A 26,798-nucleotide genomic window follows, 5' to 3' on the forward strand; every position below is an offset into this window, starting at 1 on the left:
ATGCGTGTCTTATTTGTCTGTCATCGATTCCCTTTTCCGCCCAAACGCGGAGGCAAGATTCGGCCGTTTAATATCATTAGTCATTTGACGCGATCGGGCCACGATGTAACGGTTTGCTCTCTCGCCCGAGACAAGGACGAGGCACAGGCTGGAGACGGCATCAAGGAGCACTGCCACGCCTACCATGTGTCGGTGACAGGAAAGTGGTTGCCGATTGCGCGCATGGTGTTGCGATTGCCAACGCCGGTACCTGCCAGCATGGGCTATTTTTACACAACTGAACTAAAAGGCGTGATTGATGGCCTGCTGCAAGAGAATCAGTACGATCTGATTTTCGTGCATTGTTCATCCGTTGCGCAGTTTGTTCGTCATGTCCAGCACGTGCCAAAAATTATCGACTTTGGCGATATGGATTCGCAGAAATGGCAGATCTATTCTTCCTTCAAGCCCTTTCCTCTGTCGGTTGGGTATTGGTATGAAGGTGTGCGACTTGAGCGCGAGGAAAAGCGGCTGGCGCGCCAGTTTAATCTGAGCACCTGCACGACCAAAGCCGAGCTCGATACCCTAAACGAGTATGGGGCTGCACACGCTACGGGCTGGTTTCCAAATGGCGTGGACGCGACGTTCTTCAAGCCGCTTGGTATCGAACCGGAGACCGATGCGATCGGGTTTGTTGGGCGGATGGATTATTATCCGAATCAATTGGCGATGTTCGACTTTTGCGAGGAGGTTCTGCCGTTACTCAGGCCGGCGAAGCCAGGTCTCAAGCTCTATATTATCGGCGCGGAACCCAGTGCCAAAGTGCGTGCCTTAGGTGAGTTGGACGGGGTGACCGTTACCGGTACCGTCGATGATATCCGTGCCTACGTGCAAAACTGCCAGCTGACGGTTGCGCCATTGGAAATCGCACGTGGCACACAAAATAAGATTCTGGAATCCATGGCTCAGGAAGTGCCGGTGGTGTGTAGTGCACAGGCCGCAGGCGGTGTTGACGCCGTGCCAGCTGAGCATCTATTGGTGGCGACCTCGCCACAAGAGTATGCGGACCACATTCTGTCTCTACTCAATGATCCTGATTATCGCGGTCGCCTTGCAAAGGCCAGCCGCGCACGTGTCTTGAGCAATCATGATTGGCAACAGTCAATGATTCGCCTCGATGCGCTGATCAAATCGGTTGTGCAGACGGGCTGATGGACAGCGCCGCCGATTCCCTGCATCGCGCCGCACTTGTGGGCGGCGGTGTATTGCTTGTGTTACTCGGCGTGCTCTATTTTCCGTCGCTGCAAACCATGTGGCACACATGGGGTGATTCGAACACCTATCAGCATGGCTTCATTGTTTTTCCTATGTCTGCCTATCTCATTTACACACAATGGTCGCGCTTTGCCGCTGCGCCACAACAGCCTGTTCTGTTGGGCGCTTTGGTACTGATTGGCTGCGGATTGCTGTGGATAGTGGCCGAACTACTCAACGTGCATGTGATTGGTCAACTCATGTTCGTTTCGATGATTTTAGTATTGGCCGCCAGTTATTTTGGTTTGAGTAAGGTCGCCACCCTATTATTTCCTTTGGCCTACCTCTATTTTGCCGTACCCATGGGTGAGAGCCTAGTGCCGGTGCTTATGGATTTTACCGCGGACTTTACCATTTGGGCCCTCAAGGCAACCGGACTGCCCGTCTATCGCGATGGGATGTTTTTTAGTATTCCGGCCGGCGATTTCGAAGTGGCAAAAGCCTGCAGTGGCATCCGCTATCTGATGGCGTCCTTTGCCTTGGGCACGCTCTATGCCTATCTGAGTTTCCGCAGTTTTCGTAAGCAGCTGGTGTTTTCGATTATCTCTCTGATCGTTCCGATTATTGCCAATGGTATCCGAGCCTATGGCATCGTCATGATCGCGCATTTTTCGGATATGCGTTATGCGGTTGGTGTCGATCACCTTGTCTACGGCTGGATGTTTTTCGGTTTTGTGATGCTACTTTTGTTCTATATTGGGGGGCGCTTTCGCTCCGCGGACGATTTAGCGCCACAGGGTGAGAAACCGGTGATGTCGCCCCATTTCATTAACGGTAAACAGCTCATAACGGCGGTACTCGTACTGGGCGTGGCGTTGGTGATCCCGCATGGACTCGGCGTATACGCACGGTCGACCAACGCGGCAACGGCGCTGCCGGTGGCATTACCAAAAGCCGGTTCAGCCTGGCGCGGACCGGAGACGGTCACCACCTCGTTTGCACCAGATTTTAGCGGTGCTATCGCGTCAACACGGGGGCGCTTTGAGCCTCAGCGTGGCGCACGTGCGGATGCCGGATACCAACCGGTGTTTGTCTGGGTGTTTCGATACCCAGCCTTCAGCGCCGAACACGAGATGGTGACTGCGACCAATGTCTTGGCAGATCTTGATCGTTGGGCTGTGTTCGATCAGCGAGCCCGCGAAACCGATGTTCATGCTGTGATCGAAACCAACTTGGGTGATCGCTTTGACGAATACACGATCTGGCATTGGTATCAATTAAATGAACAGACTAAGAGCGGCCTTGTCCAGGCAAAGCTTGCTGAGGCTGTGTCACTCTTGACCGGCAGCATCAACTTAGACCAGGCGCTCGTTGTGCTGGCGACACCGGAACGCGGCGTTGCGGCGGAGCAGCGGCTCGGTGACTTCCTTGCCACCCATGCCGCTGCGCTCAAGCGCTGTGCGATCGAGATGGGTAACGAGTGTGAACGAGGCGAAGTGAATGACTAAGCCTATCCGCATCGTGCATATCATCTATCGATTGGCTACCGGTGGCATGGAAAACGGGCTAGTCAATCTTGTCAACCGAATGGACGCTCGGTTTGAGCATCATATCGTGTCGTTGACCGACGTCACCGACTTCGCTGAGCGCATTAGCAATTCCGCGGTTAGAGTCAGCGCATTAGACAAACAACCTGGCAAAGACTTCGGTGTGTATTGGCGTTTGTTCAAGCTCTTGCGGCGCATCCGTCCGACAATCGTGCATACGCGGAATTTTGGAACGGTGGATTGCGGTCTTGTCGCGCGACTGGCGGGGGTGCGCACGTTGATTCACAGCGAACACGGTTGGGACATGAGCGATTTGGCAGGCGGCAATCCGAAGTACATTCGATTGCGCCGCTGGCTCGCGCCGCTGGCGGTGGGCTGGTTGGCGGTGTCAGCCAATATTCGCGACTGGCTCGAGCATACGGTGCGTATTGACGCGAGAAAACTGGAACATATTTATAACGGCGTCGACGCCGATACGTTTTGTCCTGAGTCGCGCGATGCCAATACCACGCTGCGAGTCGGTTTCGTCGGTCGGCTCGAAGAAGTTAAGAATCCGCAATCGATGGTAAGAGCAATGAAACGCCTGGCAGATCGGCCCGCCAAACGTCCCGTGCAACTCGACGTGATTGGCGGCGGCTCGCAAACCGATGTGATGCAAGCCGCAATCGATCGTGGTGGACTGCATGAACAGGTGAGGCTGTTAGGCGCGCAATCGGACATACCGCAGCGGATGCGCAACATGGATGTGTTTGTCTTACCTTCGTACAACGAGGGCATATCCAATACGATTCTGGAGGCCATGGCGTCCGGCGTACCGGTCGTGGCGACGCGCGTAGGCGGTAATCCGGAGCTCGTTGTCGACGATCACTGCGGGTACTTGTATGACAGCGATAGTGATGAGCAAATGGCCGAATGTCTTAGACGCTATGCCGACGATGAGGCATTGCGGCGACAACATGGCGCGGCTGCACGCGAACGCGTCGATCAACAGTTTACGCTGGGTGCCATGGTGCACCGCTATGAACAGTTTTATCAGCAGTGCTTGAACTCCGGCACCGCTTCCGAGCGCTACTCCCTAAATGACGGAATCTGAACGATGTGTGGAATATCAGGAATTTTTGATTATCAGCAGCGTCGCCCTATCGACCAAGGCTTACTCACGCGCATGAACGACACCGTGAGTCATCGGGGTCCCGATGACTTTGGTCTGCATATTGAGCCGGGCGTTGGGCTCGGACATCGACGCTTATCAATTATCGATCTTGCCGGCGGCAAGCAACCCATATTCAATGCGGATGGCACGGTCGCCGTGACGTTTAACGGCGAAATCTACAATTACCAACCGCTGCGTGACGAGTTGCGACAGCTTGGATTTGCCTTTAAGACCGACAGCGATACCGAGGTAATCGTTCACGCCTGGGAGGCGTGGGGCGAGCGATGTGTTGAGCGATTTAACGGTATGTTTGCCTTTGTGATTTGGGATCGAAATCGTGAGGCCGTTTTTGCTGCGCGTGATCGCATCGGGATCAAACCGTTTTTCTACGCGTTAACGCCCGATCAGCATTTTGTCTTCGGCTCCGAGCTAAAAGTGGTGCTTGAATATCCAGGCATACCGCGCGAGATATTACCGACTGCTGTAGAAGACTATTTTACCTTCGGTTACGTGCCAGAACCGCACACGATCTTGCAGCACGTATTCAAGCTACCGCCGGGTCACACACTGTTGATTGAGCGCGGCAAAAAACCGGCTGCGCCCAAGCAATACTGGGACGTCTCGTTCTCAATGCATTCACCGATAATGACCGCGGAGGATATCGAGCGCGAGATTATTGAGCGCCTTCAGGCTTCGGTAAAACTGCGTATGATTGCTGATGTGCCGTTGGGCGCGTTCTTGTCTGGCGGCGTTGATTCGAGCGCAATTGTGGGTCTCATGTCGCGTCTTTCCGACGCGCCAGTGCAAACCTGTTCAATCTCATTTGGTGATCCACAGTTCAACGAGGCCAAATATGCCGACCAGGTCGCTAAGCACCTGGGCACTGCGCACCATGTGGAACAGGTGGACCCAGAAGACTTCGACCTTATTGATCATCTGAGCTATCTCTACGACGAGCCCTATGCGGACAGTTCTGCCATGCCCACATATCGCGTATGCGAGTTAGCGCGCAAACACGTGAAAGTGGCGCTGTCGGGAGACGGTGGCGATGAGAACTTCGCTGGGTATCGCCGATACCGTTGGCATATGTACGAAGAGAAAGTGCGTAGCCGTCTACCGCAAGCGATACGTGGCCCATTGTTTGGCGGTTTGGGTCGTCTTTATCCAAAGATGGATTGGGCGCCACAGATGTTCCGTGCCAAATCAACGTTTGAGGCGTTGGGACGAGACAGCTTGGCGGCGTATCTTCACAGCGTATCGATTTTTCCAACGGGATTGAGGCAGAAGTTGTTCTCGGCGGAACTCAAACGTGACCTGGCGGGCTACGAGTCGATCGAGCATTTTCGCCGTTATGCCGGGCAAGCCCCGACCGATGATCCGCTCTCGTTGGTACAATATTTGGACTTTAAAACGTACTTGCCCGGCGATATTCTCACCAAAGTGGATCGCACGAGCATGGCGCAGGGTTTAGAAGTTCGGGTTCCGCTTCTGGATCACAACTTTGTTGATTGGGTTTCTGGGCTGCAGCCTAATGTCAAACTCAATGGCCGTGAAGGAAAGTACGCGTTCAAAAAGGCGCTGGAACCGATGTTGCCGCATGATATTTTGTACCGGCCTAAAATGGGTTTTGCGGTGCCGATTGGCAGCTGGTTCAGAGGGCCGCTCAAGCACAAAGTTGAGCAATGCCTCGAAGGTGGCGCGCTGGCGGACAGCGGTTTTTTTGATGCCGACCGTTTGCGTGCAATCGGTCAGACGCACTTTAGTGGCAAAAGCGATCACACTGCCATTATTTGGGCGCTGCTTATGTTCGAGGGTTTTTACAAGCGCGTCATGTTATCCGAATCAAAGGCTGCTGCCTGATCGTGTGCCATGACAACCTCTCTGCTGACGTTCAGTAATCTTTACCCGAACGAGACGCAACCCGGACTTGGGTTGTTTGTCGAAACGCGCTTGCTTCAGCTTATGCGCGGACGCGACTACGCCGCCCGCGTGGTCGCGCCTGTGCCTTGGTTTCCGTTTACGCATCCACGTTTTGGCAAGTTCAGTGCGTTTGCCGGTGTGCCTCATTCAGGCACCCGACACGGTATTCAGATCGACCATCCGCGCTATTTGCATGTGCCTAAAATCGGCATGCATACCGCACCGGCGGCAATGGGACGAGCGGGCGTACGATTGGCGCGAGCGTTTGCAAAGCAGGGTTTTATACCCAATCTTATCGACGCACATTATTTTTATCCTGATGCTGTGGCCGCCGCGCGCGTTGCGCGCTCCCTTGACCGACCATTAATGGTTACGGCGCGCGGTAGCGATATCAATTTGATCACGCAATACGCGCGGCCGTTGCGGCTCATGCGCGAAACGGCGGCGCAGGCTGATGCGATTGTGGCTGTCTCGTCCGCACTGGCCAATCGTATGGCCGATCTTGGCTTTGGCAGCGACAAAATTCATGTGTTGCGCAACGGTGTCGATCTGGAATATTTCGGATTGCGCGCGCAAGATGCGGCGCGCGAGCAACTGGGTGTGCAGGGTCGCGTGTTGCTGAGTGTGGGTAACCTGATTGAGCTAAAAGGTCATCACTTGATTATCGACGCCATCCGATCGCATGAGGATGTCACGTTGCTGATCGCGGGAGAGGGGCCGTTTCGCGCTCAGCTTGAAGACCGCATTTTGCAGTTCGGTCTCGCCCACCGAGTGCGTCTGCTGGGGCAGCAGAGTCGTAACGCGCTGCGCACGCTGTATGCGGCGGCTGACATGTTGGTTCTTGCATCGAGTCGTGAGGGGCTGGCTAATGTCCTGTTGGAATCAGTCGCCAGCGGTCTGCCCGTGGTTGCCACCGACGTGGGGGGGAATGCCGAGGTGGTCTCGGACGCCGCCGCCGGCCGGCTGGTCACCACGCGCACGCCAGAGGCCATTTGGTCGGAAATTGAGCAACTCTATGCCCAGTATCCCGGTCGCCAGCGAACTCGGCAATTTGCGCAAAAATTCGGTTGGGGCGACACATGTCACAGGTTGGACGGACTGATTCAACGTATAATGGCGCATTAAATCGGGCCCAGACGACCCATCGACAATAGAAAGGAATGCATTGTGAACATTAGTATTTTTGGTCTTGGTTACGTGGGTGCAGTATCCCTCGCCTGTCTCGCGCGGGACGGGCACATCGTGTATGGCGTCGATATCGATCAGACCAAGCTGGACTTGATCGCCAGCGGTAAGCCACCGATCATTGAAGAGGGTATTCAGGAAACCATGGCGGAAGCGGTCGGCAGCGGTCGCGTGCACGTTACGAAAGAGTGCGACGAGGCGATGAATGCGACTGAGCTGTCGTTTGTCTGCGTCGGCACGCCGTCAAAAAAGAACGGTGATCAAGACATGACGGCCATTTTGCGACTGTCCGAACAAATGGGTGAAGCGCTGCGCAAAAAAGACGCGTTTCACACGATTGTTATTCGCTCGACGGTGCGGCCCGGCACGGTTTTGCAGAAAATCGAACCCCTGCTTGAGAAGCACTCCGGTAAGAAAAGCGGTGAGGATTTTGGATTGTGTTTCCAGCCAGAGTTTCTTCGTGAGGGTACGTCCATACGCGACTACGACAATCCGCCAATGACCATCGTTGGCTGCAATCATCCTGATTCGACGACTCAGCTTGAGTCGCTATTTGGTCACTTACCCGGCAAGTTCATCAGTACCGACGTCGGCACGGCTGAGTGTGTGAAATACGCCTGTAATGCCTTTCACGCTCTGAAGGTAACGTTTGCGAACGAAATTGGTCGGGTGTCTCAATCACTGGGCGTGGATTCAAAGAAAGTGATGGGTCTTGTTTGTGAAGATAAGCAACTCAATATTTCCACGGCGTATATGCGGCCCGGTTTCGCCTTCGGCGGCTCGTGTTTGCCCAAAGATCTGCGGGCGCTGTTGCATGTTGCTCGCGAGAATGACGTGGACATACCGATGTTGGCAGGCTTGTTACCCAGCAATGATGAACACGTCAATCTCGCGGTGGAGACCATCTTGGCTCGCGGCACACGCCAAATTGGCATGATCGGCTTGAGTTTTAAAAGCGGAACGGACGATTTGCGAGAAAGTCCTTTATTAACGCTCGCAGAACGACTGATCGGCAAGGGTATGAACATTAAAATCTACGATCCCGAAGTCAATCTGGCGCGGTTGATGGGGGCGAATAAACGCTATCTTGAAGAGAGCATTCCTCATGTCGCTGAACTCATGTGTGATTCGTGTGACGAAGTGATGAACCACGGCGAGGTCATTGTGCTTGGTCTGGGTGACAACGATATCGTGTCGCAGGTACGCGATAAGCTCACCAGCGCGCACTATCTTTTCGATCTGGTGGGTATTGCGGATGTGGAGGCGCTGCCCAGTGACTATCGGGGTGCCTGCTGGTAACCCAACGTAGAGGACGATGAGAGACGCACTAGTATTCATGCTTGTGGCAGGTTCGCTGCCACTGATCCTGTCCCGACCATGGATAGGTATCCTCGTATGGTCCTGGTTGGGGTATATGAACCCTCATCGTCTGACTTGGGGGTTTGCGTACAACTTCCCATTCGCCATGCTGGTCGCGCTCACGACCCTTGTGGCACTCATTTTTTACAAAGGTCCCAAAAAGTTTCCCATCACGCCGCTTGTGGTGTTTTGGTTTACGTTTATTCTCTGGATGAACGTGAGCACAATGACCGCACTCGATCGGCCCTATTCGATGATCGAATGGGACCGCACAATGAAGATCATGCTGTTCACGATTTTGATGATGGTGCTGATCCGCACTAAACATCAACTCAATATTCTCATCTGGGTGATTGTGGGCTCGCTCGGCTTTTTCGGCGTTAAGGGCGGGCTATTTTCGATTCTGACCGGCGGCAACTATTTGGTTTGGGGGCCGCCAGGTAGCTTTATCGAGGGCAATAATGAACTTGGGCTGGCGATGGTGATGACAATGCCGCTCATTTTTTACTTGTTCGGCCAAGCCGAAGATAAGCGCGTACGTTGGGCGTTGTTAGGCATTATGGCGCTCACATCGCTGTCTATTTTAACCACGCATTCCCGTGGTGCCTTTTTGGCGTGCGGCACCATGGGCGTCGTGTTGTGGTACTACAGTTCGCGTAAAGTGCTGATCGGCTGTGCGTTGGTGGTGGCGGCGATCGTCATGTGGAACTTTATGCCGGAACACTGGCACGAGCGCATTTATTCAATCGGTAGTTACAAAGAAGATGGCTCAGCGCTGGGGCGGATTAATGCCTGGTATTTTGCCTACCATTTTGCCAATGACCATCCCTGGACAGGGGGTGGGTTTGGTACGTTCACGCCTGAGCTATTCATGCAGTACGCGCCGGAACCTGAAGATTTCCACGATGCGCACAGCATCTACTTTGAAGTGCTCGCCGAGCACGGCTACGTCGGCTTAGTGCTCTTTTTGTTGATCGGCGCGGGCGCGCTGATCACCAGCGCGCGAAATATTTCGCTTGCGAAAAAACGACCGGATTTAAAGTGGGCTGAAAACCTCTCCCGCATGATCATCGTGAGCCTCTGTTCCTATGCGATTGGCGGCGCCTTTTTGGGATTGGCTTACTTCGATTTGTATTGGCATTTTATCGCCATGATCATCATCATTCGCATGATTATCCGCGCACCGCCTGAAAACGAGGACTTCAGTGAAGTCAGTAGCCAGTTACGAGAGATCGAGGTGCAGCGGGCCATGAGCACCCCGCGCCCAGCGATGCAAAGGAGCTAAGCGTGCGCCAACGTCTTGTTGTGCTGAATTATCACCAGGTGCCGGAGCAGGCAGACTGGATGAAGCCCGATCAGGTCGATCGACAGGTATTTCGCGATCAGCTTCACGCGTTTAAGCGCTATTTTAATGTCTTGCCGTTGGCGCAAGCGATGGATGCGTTGCGTAATGATGCCTTACCAAGCCGCGCGTTGGCGATTACCTTTGATGATGGGTATCGCGACAATCACGATGTGGCGTTGGAAGAACTCGATCGTGCAGGATGTGCGGCCACGTTTTTTATCGCCACCGACTTTCTCGATGGCGGTCGCATGTGGAACGATACGCTCATCGAGGCGGTTCGTACGACGCAGCGGCCGGTACTCGATGCCAATACGGATGGTCTCGAGCCGTTGGGGCTCGACGCGCCGTTGTCGTTTGCCAGTAATGCCGCCCGCAAGCACGCAATGGAAACACTGATACCCACGGTCAAGTATCTGGCTGCCGATGTGCGACAGCGTGTCGTGGATCGGCTTGCTCAAGCTCTAGACGTATCGCTGCCTGATGATTTGATGATGAGTGCGGAGCAAATTCGTACGCTACACAGCGCCGGGATGGAAGTTGGTGGTCATACTTCTAGCCACCCAATACTGCTCACACTGTCATTGGACGAAGCGCGAGCGGACATCGCCCGCGGTCGCGATCGGCTAACCGATATTTTAGGCCACCCTCCGCGGTTTTTTGCGTATCCGAACGGTAAGTATCGACAAGACTTTGAGCACGAACACACCCGTCTGCTGCCAGAACTTGGCTTCAACGCCGCATTTACGACACAGTGGGGATACGTGGATCGTTCCATGCCGCTGTTTGAATTGCCGCGTGTGGGATTCAGTCGCAACGTGGGGCTCAAGCTAGTGCTCAAGGTGCTGCGCAGCTACTTTGATACGCCGACGGAGTTTTCGGATCGCGCAGCGTAGTAAACGAGTCGACAGGCGAGATTACACGCTAAGCGCGTGCTGTGTCAGCCATTCTTCCAGCATCGCCATTACCCAAACCAGATTGCCGTAATAGGCAGCATGCTGATTCTCATGTTTATCCAGTAGGTCGTCGACAAACGCAGGTGAGAAAACGTGGCGATCCCGTAGGCGCTCAATATTCGAATGAATGTGACGTGAAAGATCCGGATCGAGTTTGAGCCATTCACCAAACGGTAAGCCAAACCCGTGCTTGCTCTTGTTAATAATGTCGCTCGGCAAGAAGGCGCGCGTTTCGTCTTTGAAATAGCTGCGCAGAACCTGTCCTTTTAATTTGACGTTGCTGGGCACCGTATTTGAAAACGCCACCATTTCATCATCGAGCATAGGGTATTTCACTTGCACACCGGCGAGCGCGCACATGCGATTGACTTTACGCAGATCGTTGTCGGCTAGCGTAAATTTATAGTCCATGAACAGCAGGCGTTCTAGCTGGTCTGGAATGCCGTCTTGCCAATATTCGGCGCGCAAGAGTTGTCGTGGCTCATCCGCATCCACGTTAGAGAGAAATTCACGCGTAAATACTGTGTCGGCACCGAGCAGGTGAAGCAGATTGTAGTTCTGGGTTCGTTCTGGCATCGCCATGCTGGCTTGCTCGATGTAACGCCGGACTTTGTGTTGAAACCCGCTGGATCGGCGCTTAACGGCATCGCGAAAGAAAAACGGACGCATGATGGCCCGATCGAGCACGCCTGGCATATAGTCGTAATAGCTAAACAATTTCTGCGTTGCGTAGCGTTCGTTGCCACCAAACAGCTCATCGCCGCCGTCGCCCGCCAGCAGCGTATCGATGCCGGCCTTGCGCGCGAGCCTAGCGCAAACGAGTGTTGGTACGGCGGATGAGTTGCCAAACGGCTCATCATAAGCCTTGGCAACTTCCGGTAGCGCACTGAGCACATCCTCGGGCGTGATGTAGTAGGACGTCAGATTGAGACCAAAATGGTCGGCGGCGAGTCGAGCGTACTCAAGCTCGTCGTAACCTTCCTGCGCAAAACCAATGGTGAACACGTTGGCTTTTTCAGCACGTTGTTGTTGAAGCAGGCCGCACACGGTGGAACTGTCGAGCCCGCCGCTTAGGAATGCGCCGGATGCGTTGCTGCTTGCGGCGCGATCAACCGCTGTGCCGAGTGTGGTCAATAGTCGGCCTTGCAGTGATGAGCGATTCGCACGGGTGTAGTCCGGCATCCAGTAACGGGTGAGGGTGATGCGTTTGTTTTCGGCGACGAGCATGTGAGCGGGCGGCAGCTTCTTAACGCTCTCGAATATCGTTCGAGGGCTCGGAATCATGTGAAAATAGAGATAGTTGTAGAGGCTCTGATGATCGAGTCCACGCGGTACATCCGGGTGTGCATACACCGCGGTGGACGTGGAGGCGAACACCACGCTCTGACCGCAGTGATAAGCGAGCGGTTGAGTGCCGGTTCGATCCACCGCCAGGACCGTGCGCTTACGCGTTTGATCGACAATGGCGATGGCGAACGTGCCAGACACATGCTGAACAAAGTCCAGATCGTATCGGTCGTACAGCGCGGCCACGGCGGCGGCATTGGACTGATTTGATCCGCTCAGTCGAGGGTTGCCATCGATTAAGACCATCACGTCGGCAGCGCGGTGGAGTTGGCCGTGGGCCATGGCCTGCACGCAACCGGCAAACTGGTGCTCGACGACTTCCTCACTGACCGCGTCCATTGGCGGCAGCTGTCGCCTCATGGCTTGTAGCACGGCAGGATCGGTTTTTGTGGGCGCGCTGGCAAGGTCCCAGCCACAGAGTCCGGTCATGTTGTTTGTCCCTTTTGCTTCACCAGACGGACGACAGATGGTCGTCGCGGCAGGGTGGTAATTATACGCGAGTCGTCCGAAAGGAGGGCGTGAGTCAGGTCGCAGTTAATCGGTTCGCTCCGGTGCGCTCACGGTATAGATCGGCATGGCCTGTCGACTAAGACTAAAGCGCGGTGTTTGACTAGCGAGCGCCAGTTGCCATCGTCCCCAGGTCCAAAACACGACGCTGCCAGTAAACTGCGCACCGAGTCGCTTGTGCGCGTTTATCGAGGGCAAGTTAAAGGCGTCAATGCGGCTCATTGTCCAGTGAATGTCACGCTCGCGCATCCACTCAAAGGCGTGATTCCAAAGATGCATAAAGGTACGCCCCAGTCGATGCTCGGGCTGCACGTAAACATCAAAATCCCAAGCCGTATGAGCCTGCGGTTCTGGTCGAAAACGACAGCGCACCGTGTCTTCGGTGTAGTCGCCCGCCGTTTTTAGCCACAAACACGCAAGTGGGTGATCGTCACTGAACGCGACAAAACACTTGGCGTTTTGTTCATACCGTGCGGCGATGAACGGAGCGGGGCGAGGGAACCAGTCGATCTGATAGTCGTCGGCGTCAATCTGCTCGATTCGAAGTGAGTGAGGACGAATCTTACGAGGGGGTGGTGGCACGGGCTGTGCAACCAAGAAGTACTTCACGGGCACTGGGCTCAGCGGAATGCGCGCCAAGATTCGCTGACACACATACAGCAGCCCTGTGCGCAGACCAAAGTCTATGAACGGCTGACGCCATTTTTCAATCACGCTGATGCTCCATACCGCACAGGCAAGTTTGCCGCAGAGGCCAACCCAGCGGGCAGGTCGCGCGCGGGAATGGGCAGAAAGTGGGACATAGTAGGATCTCCGTGCCGGGCCTTGCGTGGATCGATCGCCAATGCCGGGTTGAATCGCGCTGATGCTTTTGTATCCATCGAGACGACGTCATTTGTCGATCTCGCAACGATTGATAACATACGTAATAAAAATATAAATATCAATGCTTTATAGCGTAAATCTCGACGAAAATCGGGGAATATTTCGCAGCTTGTGACGCGATTCCGCACAAAATCCGTCACCTTGGCTTAAAATAGCGCAAGCATCGGGATATAAACGAGAATGTCTCGGTCTGAACGCACGGCGGCAAGGAGTTTGCCATCGACCATCAGGCCCACGTACCCGTCTTCCATGACTTGATGAGAGAAAAAGTTGAATGAGTAACCGTACTACATCCTTTTTGACCAAACGCACAGTCTGGCGTCTCGCCTTGTGTCTGGCGGTGAGCACACCGTTCGCGGCGCAGGCTCAGATGGATCCAAATTGCGGTTCCCTGAGCAATGCTTACGGCCCATTCGATTATTCTAATCCGGTTGATTTTCGCACCAAACTCAAAGTGGTCGAAGATCATCACTTCGATGCGGGCGTCGAGAGTTTGCGCGGCCATGCGCGTAAGCCCGATCAGTTGGGTGGTGACCTCGACTATACGCTGCGCGCCTTTCCCAACCACCACCGGGCGCTGTATGCGGTTGTGAAGTACGCATCGAGCAAAAACCCGAAACATCGTCGGCCCCTTCCGAAGACGCCGGAGTGCTATTTTCAGCGCGCCATCACATTCCAGCCGCGCGATGGAAAAGTGCGATTGCTCTATGGGTTGTTCAAATCTCGGCAAAAACAATACAGCGAGGCGAAAATGCAGTTCGCCGAGGCCGAGCGCTTAATGCCCGAGTCGGCTGAAGTGCAGTACAACATCGGACTGGTACTCGCCAAGAACAAAGAGTACGACGACGCGTACCAGTATGCGGTGAGGGCATACGATATGGGTTACCCGCTTCCAGGGCTTCGTAATATACTTCGGCGTGCCGGTAAGTGGCCGAGCTCTTCGGAGTAACCGCTTAGATTGTATCGCCTTTTTTCTGGCGCCGAGTCTGAACCAGCGTGCTGTCGCGCGTGACATTCATCGAACTTGTGAGTACGCCGGCGGCCGCGCGAGACGCGCTCTCATTCTTTTCTTGTAATACCTGTTGGATAATTTATGACTGATACAACTTCCACAACGCTTTCGACTGTGCACAACATTCTTGTGCAGACTCTGCAGCTTGCCGATGGTGGTGCGATTACGGAAGACACCGAACTGCTCGGCAATATTCCAGAGATCGACTCTATGGCGGTTGTGACGATCTTGACCGCGCTTGAGGATCACTACGACTTTTTCATCGACGACAGTGAGGTCAGCGCCGAAACGTTTGAAACGCTCGGCACGTTGGTTTCCTTCGTTGAGAACAAGCTCAGCGAATAACACGCGCGTGGCGCCGCATCGCGTAGAGCCTCAGTTTATCAAGGGGCGGTCCGGACACCTGTTCGTGACCCTCCGTGTGCCGTCACAGCACGACACCCGTCACGTCGTAGTGTTACTGGCGCCGTTTGCCGAAGAGATGAACAAATCGCGGCGGCTGTTTACGCTTCAGGCGAATACCCTGTGTGATGCGGGATTCGCCGTTGCTGTGTTTGACTACTACGGCACCGGTGATTCCGAAGGGGCGTTTGGTCAGGCCAACCTCGGCCATTGGCAACGCGATGGCGAGGATGTGTTGGCCTTTCTGGCTAACAAAGGATTCACCCATTGCACCCCGTTGGCGGTGCGCTTTGGTGCATTGATGTTGGACCACTTTGTCAGTGCGTCACCGCTTACGATTAATCACGCCATACTTTGGCAACCGGTCACCTCCGGCGCTCAATCGCTCAACCAGTTCCTACGTCTACAAACCGCGGCTCATATGATGAGCGGCGATCAGGGGCCGAGTGTGGCGGACATGCAAGCCACACTCAAATCAGGTGGAAGCGTTGAAGTGGCCGGTTACGAAGTGTCCGCTGCGTTATTTGAGGACTGCCAGTCGCGAAAGCTCGAGCAACTGACGCCCGCTTTGGACCGGGTTGATTGGTTTGCCATTGCCACTTCCTCCGATGCGGAGCCGCCGGCGGCGGCTGCTCGTCACACACAACGCTGGTCCGACGCCGGCATGCGTGCGCGGGTTCGAGTCGTGGAGGGTGCTCAGTTTTGGGCGGCAACCGAATTGGTTGTCGTTCCGGAGCTCGTAGCACGCACAACGGCGGCGGTGACCAGTGGCGCTCATGAGGCAAGTCAATCATGAGCCCGAACCACGATGTTGAAGCAAGCGACATGACGTGGAATGAACAGCCTCTCACGTTTACCGTTGACGGGGTCGACCTCACCGCGATACTGCATCGCGCAGAACCGGCCTCGACCCGTGCCATGTTACTGATTGTGGGTGGTCCTCAATATCGGGTCGGCAGTCATCGTCAGTTCGTTGAATTTGCGCGCGCGATGGCGGCATCCGGTACGTCGGTGCTGCGCTTTGACTATCGTGGGATGGGGGATAGCGCGGGCCCCTACCTTGATTTTGAGCAGGTCGAGGCGGACGTGCTCGCCGCGCTCGATACTCTGCAGAGCGAGTTGCCCAACACCACTCACACGTCGGTGTTTGGGTTGTGTGATGCCGCGTCCACGGCGCTGATGGTGGCGGCATTTGATTCGCGTGTGAGTGAATTGGTGTTGCTCAACCCCTGGGTGAGAAGCGAAGCGACGGAAGCCAAAGCGGTCGTCAAGCATTACTATGGTAAACGTTTTCTATCCGGTGAATTTTGGAAAAAGCTGCTGCGTGGCCAGGTCAACGTGATGGCGTCGTTGGTTGATGTGGTGAAGAAGATTAAACTGAGTCGTCAAGTGTCACCCGTGGCAACCACTTATGTGGATTTTCGTGAGCACATGTTGCGCGGTGCGCAACACTTTTCAGGTCGAGTGCTGTTGATTTTATCGGGCAACGATTTTACCGCAAACGAATTTGAAGACTGGGTGGCGCAATCAGCGGACTGGCGTGAGGCCGTCGCAAACTGGACGCACTCTCGAGTTGCTGAGGCGAATCACACGTTTTCGCGAAGTGATTGGAAGCAACAAGTAGTGGAAGACGTGCGTTCTTGGCTCGCAGTCGACGATGAGGTCTGACATGAAGCGAGTTTTACTCATCGCGTTTCACTATCCTCCAGTAAAAGGCAGCAGCGGTTTACAACGCACGTTGCGATACTCCGCTTACCTTCAACAGTATGGTTGGCATCCGGAGGTACTCACTGTCCACCCGATGGCCTATGCCGACACCGGTGATGATGAATTGGGTGATATTCCTGAGCACGTTGCCGTACATCGAGCCTGGGCGCTCAACACCCGTAAGCATCTCTCATTATTCGGTCGTTACCCGGGGTTTTTGGCCAAGCCAGATGCTTGGATGAGCTGGCAGTTCGATGGCGTACGCACCGGCCGCAAGCTGTTAAAAAGCGGACGATTCGACGCGATTTGGTCAACCTACCCGATTGTGACGGCTCATCGGATCGCCTACACGCTGGCGTCAGAATTTACTATTCCGTGGGTGGCGGACTTTCGTGATCTGATGGCGTGCGAAGACTGGCCGCTTGACGCGCAAGAGCGCGACGCGCTGTTGGCGTTTCAAAGTAAGGTGGTGGCACGAGCGAACCGATGCGTTCTGACAACACCCGGCGCCACCCGCCACTATGCCGCACTTCATCCTGATGAACCTGAGAAGAAGTTTGTGTGCTTACCCAATGGTTACGACGAATCCTCTTTTCGCGATGTCACGGCGGCCAAGGCCGACAAAACGAATCGGATTGTGCTGTTGCACGCCGGAATCTTATATCCCTCTGAACGAGACCCGCGGCCGTTTTTTGAAGCGTTGGCGTCGATGAAACAGCAACAGAAAATAAGTCATGAGAATTTCTGTGTGCGTTTGCGAGCCACTGGGCACGATGCGCACTACACGCCAATGCTCGCGCAATATGGTATCCAGGATCTGGTCGAGCTGGCGCCGCCACTACCGTACAAGCAGGTGCTCAATGAAATGATCGCGAGCACGGGGCTGTTGATTTTTCAGGCGGCTAATTGCAATGAACAGATCCCAGCGAAACTGTATGAGTATTTTCGCGCAGGTCGTCCAATTGTTGCGTTGACTGACGCGCATGGGGATACCGCGGCGACTATTCGCGAAGAAAATGCGGGAGTCATCGCTCAGATCGACGACGCGCGCGAAATCGAAGCTGCGCTGGACCGTTTTATTGCCGATGCGCAAAACGGCGCATTGAGTGTCATGCCACCCGATCGTGTGACGCACTATTCACGTGAGCACCAGGCTGGCGATCTGGCGCGTGTTCTCGACTCGCTGTGTTTAGCGGCATCAACGTAGACCGAAGAATGCGGCAAATTTACACAGAAACAACGCTGTATCTGTGTCACCTATCGCAACACAATCGACTGTCGATCATGCGTGTGCGGCACTTACGCTACGCGCAATAATTGCCACATCCGGTTACGTGCAAAACCGGGTAGCATTTACTTTGTCAACGCCGTAAACCGTCCTTGATTTTGTTGGTTGGCACCGGTGGTTGACAGAGGTTTGTCATAACTTCAATTCGTCGGAGAACGTGATCAATGTCACATACTGACCCCAAACCCGGGCGCATACTCCGACCCGTAGTTGACAAAGGCTCACCCGTTGAAAGGCGGGGTCGCAAAGCCTCCGGTCTAAGGGATTTTATACGTTTGAGTCCTACGATAGCGGGGTTACCAAGGATGAACTTACCGCGTTATCGCGCTGTGAGTGTGGTATCAAAAGACAAAGAAACACAACAAGATAGGTGCATTGTGTGTCATTTGGTCCATCCGCTGCGACAGAGTCATTTGATCAGTTGTTAAACGCTATTACTGAGATCAAATGATCATGCACCCTTCGAATGTGTTCGCCCGCTTTCTGCTGTTCGCTTCTGCGCTTTTTGCCTGCTTTTCGTACGCTGATCTGGCCAGTGACCTGACGCCCGGCCAGTGGTACGAAATTCCAAATTCTCGTATGGATTCTGTGGATCCGTGCCCCAGCAATAATTGCAATTACTCCGGTGTTCTGGGCTTTACCGCTATGATGGACGCGTGGAATGGTGGTGTGTTTGATACCGTTCAAAATCGCCTGATTATTTGGGGCGGTGGCCACCAAGATTATTACGGTAACGACATGTACGGCTTTGACCTCGATACCGAATCGTGGGAAATGATCATGCCGCCATCACCGTATTCGGCGACGTCATCGCATGAGTCGGCTGGGCAATATCCAGACGGACGCCCGGTTTCGAGGCACACCTATAACGCGTTGGTGTTTGTCGAATCACAAAACATGTTTTTGTCCACCGCATCCTATGCCAAGAGTCCGGGCGGATCGAGTGGCGACTCAAAAGTGTGGCGCCTCGATTTCGATAACAGCAATCTCGAGTGGACCCGCGGGGCAGACGGCGACAACAATGGCGCGATGGTAGTCGGCTACTCTGCCTACAACCGCGTCACGGACACGGTGTATTACCATCGGTCTTTAGGTGGCCGGTTGTACAAATACGATCCGGCGGCGAATACACACAGTTATCTGGCGTCTAAAGCGCTCCATATCTATGCCACGGCCGCGATTGACACGTCGCGTAATCGCATGCTGGTGTTGGGTGGATCAGGTCAGCAAGCGTTTTATTGGAATCTCAATAGTTCGTCACCGAGCAACCATAACTTGTTGAGTAATTCGACATTTACCGGTAGCGGCGGACTGGAGCTGGCTAACTCCAGTCAAATGGGCCTTGATTACGATCCGATTAACGATAACTACATCGCCTGGACAGGTGGTAAAACCGTCTACATCATTGATGCTGAGACCATGGAGGTCGACAAAATTACCCCACCGGGTGCAACGTCACCGGGTGCGAAAAACAGTAACGGGACGTTTGGTCGTTTCCGCTATGCGCCGTCCATTGGCGCGTTTGTATTGGTCAACAAGACCGATCGCAACGTGTTTGTGTATAAGCCAACCGGTGGCGGCGCGCCACCACCACAAGTGCCCACAGTGAATCTCAACGCCAGCGCAACGACAGTGGACGCGGGCAGCAATGTCACGTTGTCTTGGTCGAGCAGCAACGCCTCTAATTGCGTCGCCTCTGGAGACTGGTCAGGGAATAAAACTCTATCGGGCAGCCAGACGGTCAGTAATCTTCAAGCGGACAGCACGTTTGTGCTGACGTGCTCCGGCGCGGGTGGTGATGCATCGGATACCGCTGTGGTGTCTGTCAACGATGATGCCACGCCACCGCCGCCGCCAGGCGGATCGGACTGGTCGTCGCGCTCAACAGCGGCTGGTGTGCTAATGGCCACGCGCTTTGATACATCGGGTGACGTGCACAATTGGAAGCATCTCGATAACTCGCAAGGGAATGTTAAGTGGGAAACAGGCAATGTCGCGTCAGGCAACGGTGCACTGCGCATGGACATTCTCAAAACCGATGGCGCGGCGTCCGGCAGCTGGCGACGTTGGCTATCGGCCGATCAACGTGAGTTCGTTGAAGGCGATGAGTTTTACGTGTCGTATCGACAGTATTTTCCTGCGTATTACGCCACGCACGTGTTCAATGGTGGCGGCGGATGGAAGCAGTCGATTATCAGTCGCAACGCGTACGAGATGAATGGCGTTAGCCAGGATTGTCAAACTAACGAATGTGGCTCGAATCAGCTTAATGAAATCGTTCTGCATAACAATCGCTATCGCGGTTTTCCGCAGGCGTACCATCGAAATTCGAACGGTGCGTATCCGAGTATGGAGGTGTCGGCAAACACCGCGTGCTCGTCGACAGACTTTCGACATCAAAATGCGGTTGACCGTGGACCGCAGAGCGTGGGCAATGCGTGCGAAAATGATCGCGCTCGATACGGTGGTCTCTATTCTTATGGGTCGAGTACCGGGTCTCCTGATCCGTTGACCGGCGCATTTATTTACCACCCGAATGAGTGGATAACGTTCAAGGTTTACGTAAAGCTCGGTAGTCAAGGCACGAACACGGGTAATACGCATGTCAAGATTTGGGCGGCTCGTGAAGGTCAGGATTGGGATCTGATCATCGATCGTAATAACATCGATTTAGGTAACGGACCCGCCCATAACGCGCTGTGGCTATTGCCTTACGATACGGGTAAGCAGCCTGATTCGAATCGACAGGACACCTACACACTCTACGACGAAGTGATCGTTTCACTCAACGATATCCAGGCGCCAGGCACCAGCGGCGACGTGCCGCCGACGGTGCAGCTTACGGCAAGTTCTCCCTCAGTGTTAGCGGGTGGTTCGGTGCAGCTTAGCTGGACGTCAAATGATGCCGACAGCTGTGCGGCAAGCGGCGATTGGAGCGGTAGTAAGGCGACAAGCGGCAGCGAATCGATCGGACCGATCTCCGGTGACAGTACGTTTGTTCTGTCCTGTACAAACGCCAACGGCACGCGTAGCGACGAGGTCGCGGTGACCATTGAAGAGGCGCTTAGTTATACCATTTCGCAAAGCTCCTCGGCGAGTCATGACGATTCGTTTGCGCTCGACGGCGCGACGGTGTCCGGCCCATTATTTGCGTACCTAACACCCGAAACAAATGTCGATATTGTTCGATTTTTTCTCGACAATACGAATGCAAGCGGCTCGCCTGATGGCATCGAGTACGTCGCACCGTATGATTTTTTATTTAGCGGCACGCAAGGGTTTGATACGACGAGTCTCCAAAACGGAACGCATTCGCTCACCGCCGAGGTAGTACTGCAAAACGGCACAACGCAGCTCACAACCGTATATTTTGATGTTCAGAACCAGGTCATCGTGCCTGGGCCGGAGGTAACCTTTAGCGCTGACCCGGTCGGTATCGATTACAACGGATTCACAACGTTAAGTTGGCAATCCACGTCCGCCGATTCGTGCGTGGCCAGTGGCGCGTGGGCCGGGGCTAGGCCCGTCAACGGCAGTGAGTCGATTGGGCCGTTACAAAGCAACCAGACGTTTTTTTTGAGCTGCTCTGGGGCGGGCGGAACCGAGAGTCGTAGTGTAACGGTGCTTGTCGCGCCACCAGAGCCCCCACAATTAACGTTAAATGCCTCGCCTACGTCAATTGATTACAACGGGTCGACAACGCTCGTCTGGAGCGCGCTGAATGCGTCGACCTGTTCGGCCTCCGGAAACTGGTCTGGGAGCCGTCCGATCAGTGGTAGCGAGACAGTGGGCGGGCTTCAATCAGATGCCAGTTTTACCCTATCGTGCACCGGTCCCGGCGGCACCATTCAACGCACCGCGACCGTCGATGTAGCACCCGTTCCGGCGCCCTCGGTCGCGTTGATCGCGTCCCCGAATTCAGTGGATTTTGATGGCGCCACGACCCTCAGTTGGACAACCAGCAATGCCCAATCGTGTGTTGCTGCCGGCGGTTGGTCAGGCAGTCAGCCGTTAAACGGCTCCACTACGATTGGTCCACTGCAGGCGACAACCGCGTTTACACTCACGTGTACGGGCCTAGGCGGTTCCGGTAGCGACAGCACCACCGTGGCGGTTGGTGTCGCGCCGTCGCCGACACTTAGTTTCAGCGTGTCTCCGTCGAGCGTGGCGTTTAACGGAAGCTCGGTGGCCAGTTGGAGCACCACTCACGTTACGGCATGTACCGCGTCGGGTGATTGGGCCGGGGCGCGTGGCCCGTCGGGGCAGCAATCGTTTGGCCAGCTTCAAAGCAATCAGACCTTAACGTTGTCGTGCACCGGACCGGGGGGCAGTGTCAGCGATACCAAGGTGATCAGTGTCGCCGCCGCACAGCTCCCGAACATCGACTTGTCTGCGACGCCAGGATCGGTCGCCTTTAATGGGGCGGCGCAGATCACGTGGAGTGTCGACAACGCAACATCGTGTATCGCGTCTGGTGCGTGGACGGGTGGACGCGCTTTGTCAGGCAGTGAAACGGTGGGCCCACTTCAGCAAGACAGTAGTTTTATATTGACCTGTACGGGTGTCGGGGGCACAGCGGCCGATAGCGTGTCGGTGGATGTCACCTCTCCAACACCGACTGTGGCACTGACCGCCGCACCCCTGTCGGTTGCCTTTGGCGACGAGACGAGCCTAAGCTGGATCAGTGAGCACGCGGATAGCTGTATCGCCAGCGGTGCATGGTCTGGCAACGTGGGCACCAGCGGCTTGTCGGTAGCGAGCGGCGCGCTGACCAGCGATAGCACGTTTACCATCACGTGTACTGGAGACGGTGGATCGACCAGTGACTCGGTGAACGTCAATGTGTCGGCGGCCGGCGCGCCCTCAGTCAGTTTTGTTGCGACACCGAGCAGCGTTCAGTCTGGTGAGTCGACGACGTTGAGCTGGAGCTCGACCAACACCGACTCCTGTAGCGCCTCCGGCGATTGGTCGGGCACGCTTGGCACGTCCGGTACCCAATCGGTCGGCCCGCTCACGTCGGACAGTACATTTGTGATCAATTGCAGCGGTGCAGGTGGCGACGCCGGTCAGTCGCTCACGGTTCCCATTTCGGTACCGTCCGCCAGCGTGACGATTTCGGCAAGCCCATCGAGCGTAGACTTCGATGGATCAACCACACTGACCTGGTCGACGCAAAACGCCACAAGCTGTGAGGCGTTCGGTAGCTGGTCGGGCACCAAAGCACTCAATGGCTCGCTGACCGTGTCTAATCTCACAAGCGATCGCTCCTACGCCTTATTCTGTGACGGCGATGGCGGCTCGGGCAGTGATTTGGTGACGGTCAATGTTGGTGATGCACCGTTGCCTTCTGTGTCGCTGAACGCAAGCAGTACGTCGATCGACTACGGCACGTTCGTTACGCTCTCTTGGTCGACGGACAACGCCACGGCATGTGAAGCGTTCGGTGGTTGGACTGGCGCGCGGTCGCTCAGTGGCAGCGAAGTGGTGGGTCCGGTTACGGCCAACAGTGAGTTTGTCTTGGTGTGTTCAGGTGCAGGTGGGCAGAATGACTCGTCGTTATCGGTGGATGTGTTGATTGATACGCCCACCTTGGCGCTCAACGCCGCGCCGACGCTGGTCGATTTCGACGGCACTACGGTTCTTACTTGGAGTTCGACCGGTGCCGATACGTGCGAGGCCTTTGGTGCTTGGTCGGGCGTTAAGCCAACCGCCGGCGCTGAACAGGTTTCCAACTTGATGGACGATGCGGATTTTGTCTTGCTGTGCGATGGTCCGGGCGGTGAAGCAAACGAAACGGTTACGGTTGCGGTCGATCAAGCGCCGGTACCGCACATCGATTTGTTTGCGTCCCCGGAGTCCATCGCATTTGGTGATTCGGTGACGCTGAGCTGGTCGACCGACAATGCCACGAGTTGCGAGGCGTTTGGTGGATGGTCAGGTGATCAACCGCTCGACGGTAGTTTGGTGGTGACCGATTTGCAAAGCGACACCAACTTCACGTTGCTATGCACGGGACCCGGTGGCGATCATGTGGAAACGCGTAACGTGACAGTGAGCGACGCGCCAGCACCCAATATCAACTTGAATTTAGAGCCTGGTTTCATTCCATATGGTGGCTCCGCGCAATTGAGCTGGTCAGTGGAAAGCGCCGACAGTTGTGTGGCGTCCGGCGACTGGAGCGGCGACAAGCCGATGTCGGGCACCGAAACCATCAATAACCTGTTTAATTCGGCGAACTTTAGTTTGACCTGTTCTGGAATTGGTGGTGGTGCCAGCGTTTCGGTGAGTGCCGACGTGGCCGCACTGGCTGACATGCCGCTACAGGATTTTGAGAACGATCTAATGAACACCGATCCGGTCGGTTGGTTTGATACGGGTCCAAATTTCACGCAGGGCGCATCGCAAGCGTCTTTCCGCGTGCAAAGTGTGGGCGGCACTCAGGCGCTCGCCTTAACGGCCTTCGAGGGTGAAAATCTGCACTCGCACTACGTATTAAACAATGCATTTACGTGGCAGGACTATCGATATTCGGGCCGTATTCGGATCGATAACTATGAAGATAAAGCCGGCGTCACGTTCTTGTCGCAAATGCCATTGAGTCCGCATTACTATCGCTTGGGCGTTGACGAAACAGGCACAACCTTCGTGTTGAGCAGTCACGGCACCGGTCTCGCTTGTGTCGGAGATTTGGACACCGGTGTCGAAGTGGAGCCCGGTAACTGGTACCGCTTTGCCATCGAGGCAGAAAGCAGCGGCGATCGCACGATTCTTCGAAGCCGAGTGTGGGTGGATGAACAAACCGAGCCCACCCTCTGGCAGGCAACGTGCGAGGACGTTGGTGCCGCGCGACTGAATAAAGGCACGATCGGTGTATGGGCCAGTATTCAAGGCACCACCGGCGACGGGGCATGGGATGAACTGCTCGTGTCGCCGTTAAGCGCGCCGCCGGTTCAGCCGCCATCGCTGGCCTTTTCAGCGGCATCAGCAACGGTTTCAACGCTTTCTAGAACCACGCTTTACTGGGATGCCGATAATGCCGATAGCTGTGTCGCCAGTGGCGACTGGGTGGGCCCGCGAAGTACCGTCGGTTCAGAGCAGACGGATGCACTGACCAGTGACAGTACGTACACGCTCACGTGTACCGGGCCGGGTGGTAGCGTGACCCGCTCGGTGGTAGTGGCGGTAGGCGAATCGACGCTGCCGGCGATCAGTCTGTCCGCGGATCCGGTGAGTCCCAACACAGGTGATACGGTCACCGTTAGCTGGACGGCGACGGATGCAGCGATTTGCACGGCGTCCGGAGATTGGTTTGGTGCGCGAGACGTTTCGGGCGCCCAAGTGTTCGAGAATATCGAGAAAGACTTGTCCTTGACGCTCGAGTGCATTGGCGCGGGCGGTACGATGTCCGACACGCTAAACATTGTGCTCGCCGATGTGATCCGTGACCCCGAACTCGAGTTTGCGGTATCGCCATTGGGACTGGGTATCGATGGGACCGCCGTCTTGACGTGGCAATCTGAACACACACTTGAGTGTGCCGCGTCGGGTAGTTGGAGCGGGACGCTATCGACCGGCGGTTTCCGTCTGGTGGGTCCCGTTGACGTGGCGGAAACGTATACCATCATCTGTAGCGGACGCGGTGGCGACATCAGCGATACGATTGAAATTTCTTATGTGGATGGCGATGCGGATGGCATGCCCGATATTTGGGAAAATGCGTTATTTGGCTCATTGCAAAACAACGGTCTTGGCGATTTCGACGGTGATGGATTAACCGATCAGGAAGAATATCTCGCGGGTACAAACCCGATGATGGTCGACACCGATAATGATGGACAGAGCGACGGCGCTGAAGTCGAGTTTGGCAGTAATCCTCGTGACGCTAACGATAACTTCGAAAATGCGGCACCTGAGCGACCCATGCTTGAGCCCGAGAATGGAGCGGCTCTGTCGGAGTTGGTGTTGGATCCGGTCAACGGCTATGAAGACGTTGATGGCAGCGCGTTGGGCTATGCGGAATGGGAGCTCGCTCTGGATGACCAGTTCTTAAGTGTTGTGATGCATCGACTGGTGCCCGGGGCCACCGCGATCGTGGTACCGACGGGTGTCATGGATCCTGGCGTAACGTATTTTGTTCGCACGCGCCATTTTGACAACACAGACATTCCCTCTGCTTGGTCGGAAACGGTGTCGATGACAGCGGCGACCGAGTTTCCGAATGACGCGGACGGCGATGGAATCAATGATGAGTACCAAGTGCCGGCGGGCGCGGACACCAACGCCAACGGCACGCCTGACGAGCTCGAAGGCATTTGCAATTTATACGATGCGCAAGGGCGTAACGTGATTGGTTTGACCACCAATTCCGGCACGATTCGCTGTTACACCTCTGTGCCGAATTCGAGCATGGATCTTGGTAAACTCAGTAGCGATGCGGAACTGCCGCTCGGTATGTTCACCTTCCGGATCGAAGGACTCATCATTGATCCAAATGCGCCCACCGAGGTTTTTGTCAGCGTGTGGTTGCCGGAGAATTACGACCCGTCAAGCGGTTGGCAGAAATACGATGAGGCGACCGGCGAATTGGTTGACTACTCTGACTTTGTCACGTTCAACGGCAATCGCGCCACCGTCCGGTTGGTAGACGGCGGTTTGGGCGATCAGGACGGAATCGTTAATGGCATTATCGTGGATCCGAGCGGTCCGATGGTGATGACCGAGCAGGCACCGGCGCCCTTGCCGGCACCCACGCCGCCCCCGCCATCGCCCGTGACGCCTCCCGCTGCGGGCGGTGATTCTGGTGGCGGAGGCGCGGTACATTGGTTCATGCCGCTGCTGTTATTCAGTGCGGCGCGGCGTCGTTTTGCCAATACGCCGACGGCATAATGAAAAACCGGCCTTAGGCCGGTTTTTTCTTGCTCAACGTAGACCGTTCGCGGGTTTCTGCTCATCGTG

16 protein-coding genes and 1 riboswitch are annotated in these 26,798 nt (G+C 55.2%); of the genes, 14 read left to right on the forward strand and 2 right to left on the reverse strand.

Annotation, left to right across the window (positions count from 1 at the left end):
• The 8 genes from AAF465_06300 to AAF465_06335 are packed head-to-tail and all read left to right on the forward strand — an operon-like array spanning position 1 to position 10,635.
• Positions 1-1,191, forward strand: coding sequence for a TIGR03087 family PEP-CTERM/XrtA system glycosyltransferase (locus AAF465_06300; GenBank protein MEM7082326.1), 1,191 nt, complete (start codon positions 1-3; stop codon positions 1,189-1,191).
• Positions 1,191-2,741: an exosortase A gene (gene xrtA, locus AAF465_06305; GenBank protein ID MEM7082327.1), complete on the forward strand. Its 1,551-nt coding sequence runs from the start codon at positions 1,191-1,193 to the stop codon at positions 2,739-2,741. The genes AAF465_06300 and xrtA overlap by 1 nt, the downstream gene beginning before the upstream one ends.
• The gene (locus AAF465_06310; protein MEM7082328.1) at positions 2,734-3,873 is read left to right on the forward strand and encodes a TIGR03088 family PEP-CTERM/XrtA system glycosyltransferase; all 1,140 of its coding nucleotides are present in this window, start codon (positions 2,734-2,736) and stop codon (positions 3,871-3,873) included. The genes xrtA and AAF465_06310 overlap by 8 nt, the downstream gene beginning before the upstream one ends.
• 3 nt (positions 3,874-3,876) lie before the next feature.
• Complete coding sequence (locus AAF465_06315; protein ID MEM7082329.1) at positions 3,877-5,793, forward strand: XrtA/PEP-CTERM system amidotransferase; 1,917 nt, start codon at positions 3,877-3,879, stop codon at positions 5,791-5,793.
• Between the two features lie 9 nt (positions 5,794-5,802).
• Positions 5,803-6,978 carry a glycosyltransferase gene (locus tag AAF465_06320; GenBank protein MEM7082330.1) on the forward strand — a complete coding sequence of 392 codons (1,176 nt, stop codon included), beginning with the start codon at positions 5,803-5,805 and terminating at the stop codon, positions 6,976-6,978.
• Positions 6,979-7,020: 42 nt separating this feature from the next.
• Positions 7,021-8,337 carry a nucleotide sugar dehydrogenase gene (locus AAF465_06325; protein MEM7082331.1) on the forward strand — a complete coding sequence of 439 codons (1,317 nt, stop codon included), beginning with the start codon at positions 7,021-7,023 and terminating at the stop codon, positions 8,335-8,337.
• Positions 8,338-8,353: 16 nt separating this feature from the next.
• A complete protein-coding gene (locus AAF465_06330) occupies positions 8,354-9,682 on the forward strand; it encodes a putative O-glycosylation ligase, exosortase A system-associated (protein MEM7082332.1) in 1,329 nt (442 codons plus the stop codon).
• Positions 9,683-9,684: 2 nt separating this feature from the next.
• The gene (locus AAF465_06335) at positions 9,685-10,635 is read left to right on the forward strand and encodes a polysaccharide deacetylase family protein (GenBank protein MEM7082333.1); all 951 of its coding nucleotides are present in this window, start codon (positions 9,685-9,687) and stop codon (positions 10,633-10,635) included.
• Positions 10,636-10,656: 21 nt separating this feature from the next.
• On the opposite strand, the gene AAF465_06340 is transcribed toward AAF465_06335, so the two are convergent.
• Complete coding sequence (locus AAF465_06340) at positions 10,657-12,471, reverse strand: asparagine synthase-related protein (GenBank protein MEM7082334.1); 1,815 nt, start codon at positions 12,469-12,471, stop codon at positions 10,657-10,659.
• 105 nt (positions 12,472-12,576) lie between these two features.
• The gene (locus tag AAF465_06345; GenBank protein ID MEM7082335.1) at positions 12,577-13,263 is read right to left on the reverse strand and encodes a GNAT family N-acetyltransferase; all 687 of its coding nucleotides are present in this window, start codon (positions 13,261-13,263) and stop codon (positions 12,577-12,579) included.
• A gap of 445 nt (positions 13,264-13,708) precedes the next feature.
• On the opposite strand from AAF465_06345, the gene AAF465_06350 reads away from it, so the two are divergent.
• The 6 genes from AAF465_06350 to AAF465_06375 all read left to right on the forward strand — a co-directional run bounded on the left by AAF465_06350 (position 13,709) and on the right by AAF465_06375 (position 26,729).
• On the forward strand, positions 13,709-14,383 hold the full coding sequence (locus AAF465_06350) for a hypothetical protein (protein MEM7082336.1): 675 nt from the start codon (positions 13,709-13,711) through the stop codon (positions 14,381-14,383).
• A 144-nt stretch (positions 14,384-14,527) separates the two neighbouring features.
• On the forward strand, positions 14,528-14,791 hold the full coding sequence (locus AAF465_06355; GenBank protein MEM7082337.1) for an acyl carrier protein: 264 nt from the start codon (positions 14,528-14,530) through the stop codon (positions 14,789-14,791).
• A gap of 7 nt (positions 14,792-14,798) precedes the next feature.
• Positions 14,799-15,644, forward strand: a complete 846-nt coding sequence (locus tag AAF465_06360; protein MEM7082338.1) for a hydrolase 2, exosortase A system-associated — start codon at positions 14,799-14,801, stop codon at positions 15,642-15,644.
• Positions 15,641-16,516, forward strand: a complete 876-nt coding sequence (locus tag AAF465_06365; GenBank protein MEM7082339.1) for a hydrolase 1, exosortase A system-associated — start codon at positions 15,641-15,643, stop codon at positions 16,514-16,516. The genes AAF465_06360 and AAF465_06365 overlap by 4 nt, the downstream gene beginning before the upstream one ends.
• A gap of 1 nt (position 16,517) precedes the next feature.
• The gene (locus AAF465_06370) at positions 16,518-17,762 is read left to right on the forward strand and encodes a glycosyltransferase (GenBank protein ID MEM7082340.1); all 1,245 of its coding nucleotides are present in this window, start codon (positions 16,518-16,520) and stop codon (positions 17,760-17,762) included.
• Positions 17,763-18,051: 289 nt separating this feature from the next.
• Positions 18,052-18,147, forward strand: a riboswitch (cyclic di-GMP riboswitch).
• A gap of 143 nt (positions 18,148-18,290) precedes the next feature.
• On the forward strand, positions 18,291-26,729 hold the full coding sequence (locus tag AAF465_06375) for a choice-of-anchor U domain-containing protein (protein ID MEM7082341.1): 8,439 nt from the start codon (positions 18,291-18,293) through the stop codon (positions 26,727-26,729).
• Positions 26,730-26,798 lie beyond the last annotated feature (69 nt).

The organism is Pseudomonadota bacterium (assembly GCA_039028935.1).
Taxonomy (GTDB): domain Bacteria; phylum Pseudomonadota; class Gammaproteobacteria; order Steroidobacterales; family SZUA-146; genus SZUA-146.